At 72.6% G+C, this 13,878-nt stretch carries 11 protein-coding genes; 4 read left to right on the top strand and 7 right to left on the bottom strand.

What is annotated here, in order from left to right; translation table 11 throughout:
• Positions 1 to 52: 52 nt before the first annotated feature.
• A complete protein-coding gene (locus DRB96_RS23720; RefSeq protein WP_204357802.1) occupies positions 53 to 1,654 on the bottom strand; it encodes an alkaline phosphatase D family protein in 1,602 nt (533 codons plus the stop codon).
• Positions 1,655 to 1,792: 138 nt separating this feature from the next.
• Positions 1,793 to 2,632 carry an alpha/beta fold hydrolase gene (locus DRB96_RS23715; RefSeq protein ID WP_112450277.1) on the bottom strand — a complete coding sequence of 280 codons (840 nt, stop codon included), beginning with the start codon at positions 2,630 to 2,632 and terminating at the stop codon, positions 1,793 to 1,795.
• A gap of 298 nt (positions 2,633 to 2,930) precedes the next feature.
• Between DRB96_RS23715 and DRB96_RS23710 the strand changes: the two genes are divergently transcribed.
• The gene (locus DRB96_RS23710) at positions 2,931 to 3,689 is read left to right on the top strand and encodes a GntR family transcriptional regulator (RefSeq protein WP_112450276.1); all 759 of its coding nucleotides are present in this window, start codon (positions 2,931 to 2,933) and stop codon (positions 3,687 to 3,689) included.
• A gap of 160 nt (positions 3,690 to 3,849) precedes the next feature.
• On the opposite strand, the gene DRB96_RS23705 is transcribed toward DRB96_RS23710, so the two are convergent.
• The 3 genes from DRB96_RS23705 to DRB96_RS23695 form a co-directional block, all read right to left on the bottom strand.
• The gene (locus DRB96_RS23705; protein WP_112450275.1) at positions 3,850 to 5,007 is read right to left on the bottom strand and encodes an ROK family transcriptional regulator; all 1,158 of its coding nucleotides are present in this window, start codon (positions 5,005 to 5,007) and stop codon (positions 3,850 to 3,852) included.
• Positions 5,008 to 5,127: 120 nt separating this feature from the next.
• Positions 5,128 to 5,778, bottom strand: coding sequence for a response regulator transcription factor (locus tag DRB96_RS23700; protein ID WP_112450274.1), 651 nt, complete (start codon positions 5,776 to 5,778; stop codon positions 5,128 to 5,130).
• A gap of 4 nt (positions 5,779 to 5,782) precedes the next feature.
• Positions 5,783 to 6,982: a histidine kinase gene (locus DRB96_RS23695; protein ID WP_112450273.1), complete on the bottom strand. Its 1,200-nt coding sequence runs from the start codon at positions 6,980 to 6,982 to the stop codon at positions 5,783 to 5,785.
• Positions 6,983 to 7,090: 108 nt separating this feature from the next.
• Here DRB96_RS23695 and DRB96_RS23690 point away from each other — a divergent pair, with 108 nt between their 5' ends.
• The gene (locus DRB96_RS23690) at positions 7,091 to 8,002 is read left to right on the top strand and encodes an ATP-binding cassette domain-containing protein (protein WP_112450272.1); all 912 of its coding nucleotides are present in this window, start codon (positions 7,091 to 7,093) and stop codon (positions 8,000 to 8,002) included.
• A gap of 27 nt (positions 8,003 to 8,029) precedes the next feature.
• Entirely contained in the window at positions 8,030 to 8,779 is a 750-nt protein-coding gene (locus tag DRB96_RS23685; RefSeq protein WP_112450271.1) for an ABC transporter permease subunit, read from the top strand.
• Between the two features lie 21 nt (positions 8,780 to 8,800).
• Here DRB96_RS23685 and DRB96_RS23680 read toward each other — a convergent pair whose 3' ends face one another.
• Together DRB96_RS23680 and DRB96_RS23675 are read right to left on the bottom strand one after the other, a co-directional pair.
• Complete coding sequence (locus DRB96_RS23680) at positions 8,801 to 9,451, bottom strand: HAD family hydrolase (RefSeq protein ID WP_112450270.1); 651 nt, start codon at positions 9,449 to 9,451, stop codon at positions 8,801 to 8,803.
• Between the two features lie 81 nt (positions 9,452 to 9,532).
• Positions 9,533 to 11,212: a PucR family transcriptional regulator gene (locus DRB96_RS23675; protein ID WP_112453663.1), complete on the bottom strand. Its 1,680-nt coding sequence runs from the start codon at positions 11,210 to 11,212 to the stop codon at positions 9,533 to 9,535.
• A 217-nt stretch (positions 11,213 to 11,429) separates the two neighbouring features.
• Here DRB96_RS23675 and DRB96_RS23670 point away from each other — a divergent pair, with 217 nt between their 5' ends.
• Entirely contained in the window at positions 11,430 to 13,823 is a 2,394-nt protein-coding gene (locus DRB96_RS23670; RefSeq protein WP_112453662.1) for a molybdopterin cofactor-binding domain-containing protein, read from the top strand.
• The last annotated feature ends 55 nt before the right edge of the window (positions 13,824 to 13,878 follow it).

The following is a 13,878-nucleotide window of genomic DNA, read 5'->3' as shown; positions in this document are numbered from 1 at the left end:
GCCGGGCCCGTCGCGGGCCCGGCGAGGACCGGGCCCGCTGCCGGATCGTCCGCTACTGCCCCACCCGTCCGGGCCGGAGCGTCCGTGTGAACAGCACACCGCCGCCCTGGCGCCGCAGCCGCACGGTGAGCTCGCCGCCGTCCCCGTCGATCTCCACCTCGCCGTAGTACGGCGGGTTCTCGGACGGCGACATGTTGGCGAAGGGCGCGGACTGGACGTACGCCGTCTCCGGGCCGAAAGTGGCGTCGAGCCGGCCCGCGGGGAAGCCGCCCGCGCCGATGGGGCCGGATACGAACTCCCAGAAGGGCGCGAAATCGGTGAAGGCGGCCCGCTCGGGCGCGTAGTGGTTCGCGGCCGTGTAGTGGACGTCCGCGGTGAGCCAGAGGGTGCCGGTGATGCGCTGGTGCTTGATGTGGCGCAGCAGTTCGGCGATCTGCAGCTCGCGGCCGAGCGGGGCGCCGGGGTCGCCCTGGGCGACGGCCTCGAAGTTCGCCGCCCCGTCCGCCACCACGATGCCCAGCGGCATGTCGGCGGCGATGACCTTCCACGTGGCGCGGGAGCGCGACAGCTCCCGCTTGAGCCAGGCCAGCTGCTCGGTGCCGAGGATGCCGACGGGGTCGTCCGTCTGGCGGCCGGGGGAGTTGGCGTTGCGGTGGGTGCGCATGTCGAGGACGAACACGTCGAGCAGCGGGCCGTAGCGCATCACCCGGTACATCCGGCCCTCCTCGCGGCCGCCGCGCAGGTCGGTGACGGGGAAGTACTCGCCGAAGGCCCGGCGGGCCCGGCCCGCGAGGGTGTCGACGTCCTTCACGGTGTAGCGGGGGTCGTCGAGGATCTGCCCCGGGTACCAGTTGTTGCGGACCTCGTGGTCGTCCCACTGGGCGAGGACCGGGACCTGGGCGTTGAAATCGCGCAGGTTGCGGTCGAGGAGGTTGTAGCGGAAGTTGCCCCGGTACTCGGCGAGGGTCTCGGCGACCTTCGCCTTCTCCTCGGTGGTCACGTTGGTCCAGAGGGTGCCGTCGCGCAGCGGGACGGAGGCCTGGAGGGGCCCGTCGGCGTAGATGGTGTCCCCGCTGAAGAGGAAGAAGTCGGGGTCGCGCAGCCGCATTTCGTCGAAGACGCGGTAGCCGCCGAGGTCCGGGTTGATCCCCCATCCCTGGCCCGCGAGGTCCCCGGACCACAGGAAGCGCACGTCGCGGCGGCGGGAGACGGGGGTGGTGCGGAAGGTGCCGCGCACGGGGTCACCGGTGCGGCGCGGGTCGTCGGGGTCGGCGAGGACGACGCGGTAGTGGACCTGCTGGCCCGGCGGGAGCTCGCGCAGGGCGGCGGTTCCGGTGAAGTCGGTGCCGGGGCCGAGCAGCGGGCCGCGGTGGCGGCGCACGGCGTAGCGGAACGACTCGCTCGGGGAGGTCTCGACGTACATCCGCGCGGGCCGGTCGGAGCGCGTCCAGACGGTGGCCGAGTGGGCGGTGATCTCGCCGGACTGCACGCCCCAGAGGGCGTTCGGGCGCCCCGAGCGGACGAAGGCGGGGGCGGTCGCCGCGTGGGCCGGGGCGGTGAGGGCGCCGGACAGGGCGCTGGACAGGGCGAGGCCCACGGGAACGGCGAGGGATCCGCCGAGCAGGGAGCGTCGGGTGTACGGCAGGGGTGCCATCGGTGCGTCTCCAGAGGCCGGCGGGGACGGGCCGGACCAGTGTGTCGCCGTACACCGGCGGCACACCGGACCGTCCGCGTCGCGCACGCGAACCGTGCGTGAACACTGGCGCGCGGGCGCTGGCCGTCCGTCAGCCGGTCACCCCGGGCGGCGGACCGTGTCCAGGATGACGCGGGCGACGAGTGCCGGGTCGTCGTGCATCGGGACGTGCCCGCAGCCGGGGAGTCGCACCAGGCGTGCACCGGGGATGGTGTGCTTGGCGCGTATGCCCTGGCGGCGCAGGAGCAGCCGGTCGCGGCTGCCCCAGGCGATGGTGACGGGCAGGCCGGGCAGATCGTGGTCGAACCGTACGGAACCGCCCGCGGCCAGGGTCTCCTCGAAACCGGTGGCGTCGCGCAGGGCCAGCGTCTCGGCGACCACGGCGTCGGGGGCGCGGCGGCCGGGGCGCGCGTAGATGGTGCTGGTGAGCGCGGCCCGGCCGGCCGCGCTGCGGGAGAGGCGCTCCACGGCGGGGCGGGGCAGCGCGGTGGCCCCGGCGCGCATGGCGCGGAGCGCGGCGAAGGCGTAGCGGCGCTCGCCCTCCGTCCAGAACCCGGCCGGGGAGAGCGCGGTGACCGAGCGGGCCAGCCCGGCGCGGCCCATCTCGAGCGCGAGCAGCCCGCCGAGGGAGTTGCCGGCGACGTGCGGGCGCTGGACGCCGAGCGCGGCACAGAGGGCGCCGAGCGCCGGGGCGACGGTGCCGAGGTCGTACGGAACCCCGTGCGGCAGGGGCTCCGAGGCCCCGAAGCCGGGCAGGTCGACGGCGATCACGTCGTACTCGGCGGCCAGGACGTCGGTCACCGGGTGCCAGGCCTGGAGGTGGTGACCGATGCCGTGGAGCAGCAGGAGCGGTTCGCCCGCGCCCTTGCGTTCGTAGGCGGCGGTGGTGGTCCGGGGGCCCAGCGGCGAATCGATCGTGAAGGAGACCGTGGCGGTCATGCTGCTCCTCGTCGGGGTCGGGCGGCGCGTGTGAGACGGGTTGTCAGTAGTGTCTCCCGCCACCATTACCGCCCGGTAGCCCCTGGCCATAAGACTTCGTCTTCGCCGTGGCCCGCGAACATCCCGTGAACGGGTTGCTACATATGCCCGATCTGCCCGACAAAGAGGCGAGCATTGGTCTTGACCAAGGGGGTGCGCCGTCCTATCGTCGCAGGGATAGTGCAGGAACCTTTAATAAACAAAGGCGCGGAACTGCCGCTGGAACACGGCGATTGCGGCGATTGCAGGAGGAGTCAGGGTGGGGACCACACAGCTCGAATCGGTGCCGGAGCCGAAGTACTGGCACCTCAAGACCGTCCTCAGCGAGGCGCTCGACCAGGATTTCGCCGTGGGCGAGGTCCTGCCGAACGAGCGTGAGCTCGCCGCCCGCTTCGGCGTGGCCCGCGCGACCCTGCGCCAGGCCCTGGAGCAGCTGGAGCTCGAAGGCCGCCTGCAGCGGCGCCGCGGAGTCGGCACCACCGTCGCCCCGCCGCGCGTGGGCGTGGACGTCGGCGGCGCGCAGCACAGCTGGCCCGGCGAGAGCACCGACGGCTGGGAGCCCGTGGACGCGGTGGAGGCCGCACCGGCGGCCGCCGTCCTGAAGCTGCTGGGCACCGCCGCCGGGGAGATGGTCCTCGCGGTGCGCCGGACCCGCGTCGAGCAGGGCCAGGTCGTCGCGGCCGAGATGCTGTACGTGCCGGCCGCCTCGGTGCCCGGACTGTCCGCGATCGACGCCCCGGCCGGTCCGGCGCGCGCCCGGGCCGTCATGCGCGAGCTGCAGCGGCTCCCGCTCGACGGGCAGGACCGCTCCGTGGAGCTCGGCTCCGCCCGCGCCGACGACGCGAAGGAGCTGGACCGCCTGCCCGGCGCCCCGGTCCTCCTGGTCACCACCCGCTACTTCACGGTGGAGGGCACGGCGGCCGTCTCGGTGGCCACCTACCGCGCGGACACCTGCCGCCTCACCTTCGGCGACTCGGGCGACGTCCAGATCACGCACGACGCGCGCGTCGCGTCCTGACCCGCTGACGGCGGGCCGCCGGACGCCGCCACCCGGCGGCGTCCGGCGGCCCGTTCGTACGTTCTCGGGAGCCGGGGGCAACGCCCCGCGCGGTCCCGGACCGGCGGGGTCCCACCGGCGGGGTCCGAACCAGCGAGGTCCCGGACCGTCCCGGAGGGGGTCAGCGGCGGCGCGTCGTGACGGTCTTCTCCACGGCGAACAGCTCTTCCTCCACGTGGTCCAGCGCCAGTCGCAGCGCTCCCGTGGCCACCGCCGCCTCGCCCAGCAGGGACAGCGCCACGCGCGGCGGGCGCAGGCAGTACCGCTCCAGTTCCCGCCGCAGGGGGTCCAGTACCCCGTCCATCCCCGCTGCCCAGCCGCCCACCACGACCAGCTCCGGGTCCATCGCGAGGACCAGCGCCGCCACGTCGTGGACCAGCCGCTGGATGAACCGCTCGACCGCGGCCACCGCCCGCTCGTCCCCGCGCTTGGCCATCGCGAAGACCTCCGCGACCTGCCGCTCGTCCAGGGGGTGCAGCGGTTCGCCGGTCGTCGACAGCAGCCGCTCGGGCGTGACCTCGCGGCCCAGCAGGTGCAGCGCGCCGATCTCACCGGCCGCCCCGCCGAAGCCGCGGTGCAGGCGGCCGCCGATCAGGGAGCCCGCGCCCGGGCTGAGTCCGGCCATCACGAAGACCATGTCGTCGGTGTCCGTCGCGGCACCCTTCCAGTGCTCGGCGACCGCCGCGGCGTTGGCGTCGTTCTCCACCTGGACCGGGCACCGGAAGGAGCGCCGCAGCCGCTCGCCGAGCGGCAGCCCGGTCCAGCCGGGCAGGGCCGTACCGAGGCGCACGGTGCCGTCCGCCTCGACGATGCCGGGGCTGCCCACGCCGACCGCGCGGAGGGAGTCCCTGGGGACTCCGGCCTTGCGCAGCAGGTCGGCGACCGCGCTGCGGACCCGGTCCAGCCGTTCGTCGGCGGACGCCGTCTCGGCGACCTCCTTGGTGCCGGCGCCGATGACCCGCCCGTCCAGCCCGGAGAGCAGCACCGCGATGCGGTGCGAGCCGATCTCCACGCCGAGCAAGTGCCCGGCTTCCGTGCGGAAGCGGAACCGTCTCGCGGGCCGCCCCTGGCGCCGAGCGCCTTCCTCCGCACCGGCCTCGACGACGAGCCCGGTGGCGATGAGCCCTTCGACGACGCCCTCGACGGTCGGCCGGGAGAGCCCGGTCACCCGAGTGAGGTCGGTGAGGGTCGGAGATTCGGCCGCGCGCAGTGCCCGCAGCACGACGGCGGAGTTGATCCGCCGGAGCAGAGAGGGGTCCCCGCCGGTCAGCTGACCCAACGTGTTTCCTCCCAGCTAGCGAGCTTGTCAGCCGGATCGTACTGCGGACCCGGTCCGACGGCGAGAAGCAGCCCCCCATCGGCCGGAATCCGCTCTTCCTCTCGGATGTGCCGGCAGCGGTCAGGCAGGAGCGACGAATCCCGATTCGTAGGCGGTGATCACGGCCTGGGTCCGGTCCCGCGCGCCGAGCTTCGCCAGGATCGCGCTCACGTGGGACTTCACCGTCTCCGTCCCGACGATCAGCTCGCGGGCGATCTCGATGTTGGTCAGGCCCTTCGCCATCAGTCGCAGGACGGCCTCCTCGCGCTCGGTCAGGGCGGCCCGCTCCACCACCTTGCGGGCCTGCCGGTTCCCGTACTCGGCCGCCAGCGCCCGCACCGCCGCGGGGAACAGCAGCGTCTCACCCTCCGCCACGAGCCGGACCGCGTGCACGATCTCGGACGGGCGGGCCCGCTTCAGCAGGAACCCGTCCGCGCCGGCCCGCAGCGCCTGGTAGACGTACTCGTCGTTCTCGAAGGTGGTGACCACGAGGATCTTCGGCGGCGAGTCCACGGTCCGCAGGACCGCCTTCGTCGCCTCGATCCCGTCGAGCAGCGGCATCCGGACGTCCATCGCCACGACATCCGGGCGCAGTTGCCGCACGAGCGGGACCACCGAAGCCCCGTCGGCGGCCTCGCCGACGACCTCGATGTCGGGCTGGGCGTCCAGGACGGCGCGCAGACCCGCACGCACCAGGGGTTCGTCGTCGACGAGCAGTACGGTAACCGGCATCCGGTCAGCGTATTCGCTCCAGCGGGAGCCGTGCGCACACCCTCCAACCCCCCTTGTGCAGACCGGTCTCGACCTTCCCGCCGAGCAGTGCGGCCCGTTCCCGCATGCCGCGCAGCCCGTTTCCGCCGCCGGCCGTCACGGTGGGCCGGTCGGGCAGCGGATTCGTCACCTCCAGGTCCAGCCGGTCGGCGACCACACCGATCCGGACGCGTACCGGCACGGGGCCGCAGTGCCGCAGCACATTGGTGAGCGCCTCCTGGAGGATCCGGTACCCCTCCTGGGTGACGGGATCCGGCAACTGCTCGAGCGGGCCGATCAGTTCCGCGTCGACGGTGGCGCCGGAGGCCCGCGCGGATTCGAGCAGCCGGTCGGCCTCCGCCAGCGTCGGCCGCTGGGAAGGCCGCCGGCCGGACTCCCGCAGGACGAGCAGCACCCGCTCCAGGTCCTCCAGCGCCGCCCGCCCGGTCTCCTCGATCGCGCTCAGCGCGCGGTCGGTGAACTCCGGGTCGCCGGCGGCCCGTGCGGCCCCGGCCTGGACCACCGCCACGGTCAGCGCGTGACCGATCGAATCGTGCAGCTCCCGTGCGATGCGGGTGCGCTCCAGCAGCTGCTCGGTACGGGCCTCCAGCGCGGTGAGCCGCTCCGCGGACGAAGGGCCCAGCAGCCGACGGGCGATGGAGGTGACCAGGTCACCCAGCAGGATCACGATGACGATCAGCAGCACGAGGGGCACGGGAGCCAGCGGCCACGCCGCCCAGGGCGGCGGGGTGAAGGGCAGCACGCTGTCCTCGGTGAGCGAGCCGCCGACCGCGACACGGATCAGATCGACCGTGATGACGGGCAGCCAGACGCTGGCGAGGAGGGTGACCCCCGAGAGGACGAGCCGTATCTCCAGCCACACCAGCGTCCGCCAGCGATCGCTCCACCTCTGGGACGCCACGGTGCTGAAGCTGCCGACTTCGGCGTCCTCGCCCCTGTCCTTGTCCCCGTCCTTGTCCTGCGGCGCCAGCAGGAACTGGGCCTGGAGCCCCTCGGCCAGCCGCATCCAGGGCAGCAGCCCGAGCGGTATGACGAAGACCAGCGGCATCCACGGAGCCTCGGGCCCTATGAACATCCACACGGCCAGCATGAGCACGGGCACACACAGGTGCACCCAGCGGGAGTAGGTCACGGGGCGGAGAGCGGCGCGGAACAGTCGGTGCATCCCCTCATCGTGGCAGTCCACGGTTGTGCGGCGGCTCCCCCACGTGGGGGAGAGAGAACCCTCGCTTGGGGGAGGAAGAGGGGTGGGGCCGGCGGCGAACCTTGAGGCATGAACAGCATCGAGATCCGAGAACTGACCAAGGAGTTCGGCCGCACCCGGGCGGTGGACCACCTCACCTTCGATGTCATGCCCGGCCGGGTCACCGGGTTCCTGGGGCCCAACGGCGCCGGGAAGTCCACCACGATGCGACTGCTGCTGGGGCTGGACCGGATCACCTCGGGGACGGCCACCATCGGGGGCCGCCGGTTCACCGAACTCGCCGACCCCCTCCACCGGGTGGGCGCCCTGCTCGACGCGCAGTCGGCGCACGGCGGCCGTACGGCCAGGGACCACCTCCGCTTCCTCGCGGCGGCCAACAGCATCCCCATGAGCCGGGTGGAGGCGGTCCTGGAGCAGTCGGGGATGGCCTCGGCGGCCAAGCGGCGGATCAAGACCTTCTCACTGGGCATGCGTCAGCGCCTCGGCATGGCGGCCGCGCTGCTCGGCGACCCCGGTGTGCTGCTGCTGGACGAGCCGACCAACGGGCTCGATCCCGAAGGCATCATCTGGATCCGCGAGCTCATGCGCGACCTGGCCGCCGAAGGGCGCACGGTCCTCGTCTCCAGCCACCTGATGACCGAGACCGCCGCCCTCGCCGACCACTTGATCGTCCTCGGGCAGGGCAGGCTGCTGGCCGACACCTCGATGGAGGACTTCATCGACGCCCGCAGCACGCCTCGGGTACGCCTGCGCACCGCCGATCCGATCAGGCTGCGGTCGGCCCTCGCCCGGGACGGATTCGAGCTGGTCACCGCCGACGGCGGGCGGTGGACCGTGGAGGGCATACAGGCCGAGGACCTCGGTGCGATGGCCGCCCGTGAAGGCATACCGATGCTCGAACTGGTCGATGAGCGGGCTTCGCTGGAGCAGGCCTATCTCGATCTGACCGCCGAACACGCCCAGTTCGCCGCCACCCACTGACACGAACCCCTCCAAGGAGGCTTCCCCATGAGCACCGCTCTGCCCACCGTCCCCGTCATGCACTCGGAATGGATCAAGATACGGTCCCTGCGCGGCACCTTCGGGGCGCTGATGGCCGTATTTCTCGCCACCGCGGGGATCCAGACCCTGACGGCCGTGCTGATCGGCGACACGGAGGCCGGCAGCCTGGGGGACGATCAGCTCCTCGCGGCCTTCTACGGAGTCAACTTCGGCCAGATCGCCGCCTTCGCCTTCGGCGCGACGGCCCTGTCCGGCGAATTCCACAACGGGGCCCTCCGCACATCGTTGACCGCGGTGCCGAACCGCGCGCGGTTCTACCTGTCGAAGATGACCGTGGTCGGCGGACTCGCGCTCGTGGCCGGCCAGTTGGCCGGGCTGGCCACCTTCGTGGGCGGGCAGGCGTTCATGGGGCCCTACGCGCTGGATCTGGGCGGCTCGGGGACCTACCGTGCGATCTTCGGCTGTGGCCTGTACCTCACGCTGATGACCTTGCTGGCCGCCGGACTGACGGCGGTGCTGCGCAGCGCGACGGCCGTCCTGAGCCTGCTCATACCTTTCGTGCTGATCGTGTCCTTCGTGCTCGGTGCGGCTTCCGAGGGCGTCGCCCGGTTCCTGCCGGACCGTGCGGGCCAGATGGTGATGCGGATGGAGTCGCAGGGCGGCCTCGGCCCGTGGACCGGCCTCGGGGTCCTGGCCCTGTGGGCGCTGGTCGCGGTGGCCGGCGGCTGGCTGGCGGTCCGGCGCCGGGACGCCTGACGCCGCGCAGGTCGGCGGCGGTCACCCCTCGGCGATGAGGGCGGGGAGTGCGCGCATGTCGTGGAAGACGACGGTGCCCGGACCTTCGAGCTGCTCGGCCCGGGTCAGCCCGCCGGCGTAGCCGAAGGCCCTCATCCCGGCGGCGCGGGCCGCCTGGACGCCGGGCCTGCTGTCCTCGACGACCACACAGGCGGCCGGGTCGACGCCCATCCGCCGGGCGGCGTGCAGGAACAGGTCCGGGGCCGGCTTTCCGCGGGAGACCTCGGTGGCGCTGTGGATGCGGCCCGCGAAGCGTTCGTAGAGTCCGGTGCGGCCGAGGGTGTGGCGCATCTTCTCGTGCGAGCCGCTGGAGGCGACACAGGTGGGCAGGCCGATCGCGTCGAGCGCCTCGGGAAGCCCGTCGACGGGGGACAGCCCGGTGTCCACCGCCTCCCGGTGGAGCTCTTCGAACCGCTCCGACCAGAGGGCGGCCGTCTGCGGGCCGAGCCGTGCGGAGATCTGTTCGCGGATGGAGGCACTGGAGCGCCCGATGAACCGGTCGACGACCTCGTCCTCGGTCAGCGGCCAGCCGAGCTCCGCACCCAGGGCGACCTGGACGCGGGCGGCGATCCGTTCGCTGTCGACCAGGACCCCGTCGCAGTCGAATATCACGAGTTCAATCGGCTTGATCATCCCGGGAGCATAGGGGGATCCGTGATCACGCGCGTCGCGGGCCCGACAAGATCCGAAGGAGACGGCCTAGGCGGGTGTGGGTCAGCAGGCCTTCAAGGCCGCGAGGAAGTCCAGCCTGGTCTCGAGCCGGGACAGGTCCCGGCCCGTGAGGTGCTCGATGCGGGCGACGCGCTGGCGCAACGAGTTCACGTGCAGGTGGAGCCGGTCGGCGCACCTGGTCCACGACCCGTCGCAGTCGAGGAACGCCTCCAGCGTGGTCACCAGATCGGTCCGGTGGCGGCTGTCGTGATCGCGCAGGGGGCCGAGGAGGCGGGAGGCGAAGGCCTGCCGGTTCTCGGCCGGGACGAGGAGCAGCAGCGACAGGATGCGCGAGGTGAGGTCCTCGGGGCCCCGCACGGTCACTCGCTCCGGGCCGGCATCGGCGACCCGCAGCGCGGTGCGGGCCTCGCCGAGAGCCCGCCGCGCGTTACCGGGTGCCGCCACCGGGGTGCTGACGCCGATGGAGACCCTGCCCGTCGGACCGAGCCAGCGCGTGAGCACCGCAGAGAGCCTCCGCTGGAGGGCGGCGCCGTCGAGGGCCGGCTCGGGGAGCGTGTCCGTGGGCTCGGGCACCAGAACGAAGAGCACGGCCTGCTCGTCGTCGACGGTGGCGGCGATGTCCTGCGGCGACACCGGCACCGGACCGTCCGCTTGGACCAGGGCCTCCTCCAGGAGCGCCCGCAGGGCCGGGCCGGGGATGGGGCGGCCTCCGTCCCGCTCTCCGCGGGCGACCACGAACTGGCAGCGCTGCCAGGTGTCCTTCTGACTGACCACGGCCTGCGCGGTGCTGCTCAGCCGGACGGGGATCTCCTCCGGCGGGACGCGGCTGTACAGCAGGTCGAGGAGCCGGCGCGCCAAGTCGTTCAGCGCCACCTTCGCCCCGTCGTGCGCGGCTCGCGCGTCGCCGACCAGTTCGACGATCCGGTCGAGGAGTTCCACGTCCGGCGCGGGCCAGGCAGAGGTGTCGGCCTCCACGACGAGCAGCCAGTCACCCAACTCGGCGGCGTGCTCCGCCTTCGGCACCGCCTCCGCCTCCGCCTCCGCCTCCGGCAGCGGGGCCGGCACCGGTACGAGCGAGTGGAGCCGGTCCCCGATCCTGACCCGGTGCGCAGGCGCTTCGCACGAGCCGCGCGCGGCGAGGTACCTCCCGGCCAGTGCCGCCGCCGTCTTGGCGTGCAGGGGAGCGCCGGCCCCGGCGATCTGGCGCCCCGTCACGGACAGGACGCGCACTTCGAGGCCCATGCTGTGCCGCAGCAGCTCCAGCACGGAGTCCGGGGCGCCGCGGTCGGCGAGGAGCTGCCGGTGGCGTTCGACCACGGCGGCGAGGTCACCGACGTGCCGGCGGTCCAGACGGCGCAGGACGTGCTCGGTGACCGCGGTGAACGAGGTCTCCGGCCTCACGGCGACGAGGGGGAGACCCCGGCGCCGGCAAGCGCGCACGAGGTCCTGCGGGACGAATCCGTGCGCGGCCTCGCCCGCGGCGAGCGCGGTGACACCCGCCCGGTCGAGGGCCCGTACGAAGACTTCGGCGTCCCCGTCCTCCCGCCACCACGCGAGTTCGCTGAGGACGAGTTCCCCGCCGGTGAGGAAGCGGCCCGGATCGGCCAGGTCGACGGTCGGGACGGCGCGTATGGCGCGGTCGAGCGCCCCGTCGCCGGCCTCGCGGCCCACGAGCAGGCGCAGCCCCAGCTCCTCACTGTCCAAAAGCTCACGCAGCCGCATGATCGTCACCCTCTCATGCCCGCTGCTTCCGGCACCTGCGTATCCGCAGTTCAGCGACGTGGGGCAGGGGGAAGCCACGGTCGTCCACAGGCGGCGGAGGGGCCGGAATTGAGCGATCGGTGACTGCCTCGACCCCGTGATCGGCTGTCTACTTCTGGGCAACGCGAAGGCCCAATACGAAGGCCCGACACGAAGGCTTAGGAAGGCGCGGTTGATCATGGCTGGCACCACCACGGGCATCCCCACCAACGTCACCCAGGGCTCCCGGACCAAGGGCGGCATCGGAGAGTCGACCCTGCGCCCGGACGGCACCCTGAAGGTCACCGGCGAATTCGCCTACTCCTCGGACATGTGGCACGAGGACATGCTGTGGGGCCAGATCCTGCGGTCCACGCTCGCGCACGCCGAGATCGTGTCCATCGACACCTCCGAGGCCCTGACCGTGCCCGGAGTCCACGCGGTCATGACGTACGACGACCTGCCCGCCGAGATGAAGAACTACGGCATGGAGTTCCAGGACACCCCGGTCCTGGCCCACGTCAAGGTCCGCCACCACGGTGAGCCGGTCGCCCTCGTGGCCGCCGACCATCCGGAGACCGCGCGCCGCGCCGCCGCGAAGATCCGGATCGAGTACCGGGAACTGCCCCTCGTCACCGACGAGGCCTCGGCGACCGCTCCCGACGCGGTGCTCGTGCACGAGAACCGCGACGATCACCACGCCTCCCACGTCCCGCACCCCAACATCGTGCACCGCCAGCCGATCATCCGCGGCAACGTGGAAGAGGCCCGCGAGCGCGCCGACGTCATCGTGACGGGCGAGTACACCTTCGGCATGCAGGACCAGGCCTTCCTCGGCCCGGAGTCCGGGCTCGCGGTTCCGTCCGAGGACGGCGGCATCGACCTGTACGTGGCCACGCAGTGGCTGCACTCGGACCTCAAGCAGATCGCCCCGGTCCTCGGCCTGCCCGAGGAGAAGGTGCGGATGACCATGGCCGGCGTCGGCGGCGCCTTCGGCGGTCGCGAGGACATCTCGATGCAGATCCTCGCCTCCGTGCTCGCCCTGCGCACGGACAAGCCGGTCAAGATGGTCTACAACCGGTTCGAGTCCTTCTTCGGCCACGTGCACCGCCACCCGGCGAAGCTCCACTACGAGCACGGCGCCACCAAGGACGGCAAGCTCACGCACATGAAGTGCAAGATCGTGCTCGACGGGGGCGCCTACGCCTCGTCGACGGCCTCGGTCGTCGGCAACGCCGCGTCGCTCTCGGTCGGCCCGTACGTCATCGACGACGTGGACATCGAGGCGATCGGCCTCTACACGAACAACCCGCCCTGCGGGGCGATGCGCGGCTTCGGCGCCGTCCAGGCCTGCTTCGCCTACGAGGCCCAGATGGACAAGCTCGCGGCGCGGCTGGGCATGGACCCGGTCGAGTTCCGCCAGCTCAACGCCATGGAGCAGGGCACGATCATGCCCACCGGCCAGCCGGTCGAATCGCCCGCCCCGGTCGCCGAGCTGCTGCGCCTGGTCAAGTCCCGCCCGCTGCCGCCGGAGCGCCAGTGGGAGGTCGCCGACGGCGCGGCCGACGTGCGCGCGCTGCCGGGCGGACTGTCCAACACCACGCACGGCGAGGGCGTCGTGCGCGGCGTCGGCTACGCGGTCGGCATCAAGAACGTCGGCTTCTCCGAGGGGTTCGACGACTACTCGACGGCCAGGGTGCGCATGGAGGTCATCAACGGCGAGGCCGTCGCCATGGTCCACACGGCCATGGCGGAGGTCGGCCAGGGCGGTGTGACCGTCCACGCGCAGATCGCCCGTACGGAGCTCGGCGTCCAGCAGGTCACCATCCACCCCGCCGACACGCAGGTGGGCTCGGCCGGTTCCACGTCGGCGGGCCGCCAGACGTACATGACCGGCGGATCCATCAAGAACTCCTGCGAGATCGTCCGCGCGAGGGTCCTGGACATCGGCCGCCGCAAGTTCGGTGCGCGGCACCCGGCGTGGTGGTCCGCCGCCGAACTCCTGCTGGAGGGTGGCGAGGTCGTGACCGAGGACGGCGAGGTCCTCGCCGCCCTCGTGGACGTCCTGGAAGACGAGGTCGTCGAGATCGAGGCGGAGTGGCGTCACCGTCCCACCGAGCCCTTCGACCTGAGGACGGGTCAGGGCCGCGGTCACGTCCAGTACTCCTTCGCCGCCCACCGGGCGGTGGTCGAGGTCGACACCGAGCTCGGCCTGGTCAAGGTCATCGAACTGGCCTGTGCCCAGGACGTCGGCAGGGCGCTCAACCCGCTCTCCGTCGTGGGCCAGATCCAGGGCGGCACCACCCAGGGCCTGGGCGTCGCGGTGATGGAAGAGATCATCGTCGATCCGAAGACGGCGAAGGTGCGCAACCCCTCCTTCACGGACTACCTGATCCCGACGATCCTCGACACGCCGACGATCCCGGTCGACTACCTCGAACTGGCCGACCCGGAGGCGCCTTACGGTGTGCGCGGCATCGGTGAGGCGCCGACCCTCTCGTCCACCCCGGCCGTCCTCGCGGCGATCCGCAACGCGACCGGACTGGAGCTCAACAAGACGCCGGTCCGCCCCGAGCACCTCACCGGGACCTGACGCGGAGACCTGACCGGGACCCGGACCGCACACACCGCCGCCCCCGGCCCGCAGC

The organism is Streptomyces sp. ICC1 (assembly GCF_003287935.1).
GTDB lineage: Bacteria > Actinomycetota > Actinomycetes > Streptomycetales > Streptomycetaceae > Streptomyces > Streptomyces tritrimontium.
The sequence above is the reverse complement of the archived record's forward strand: the minus strand, read 5'-3'. Positions and strand labels throughout refer to the sequence as shown.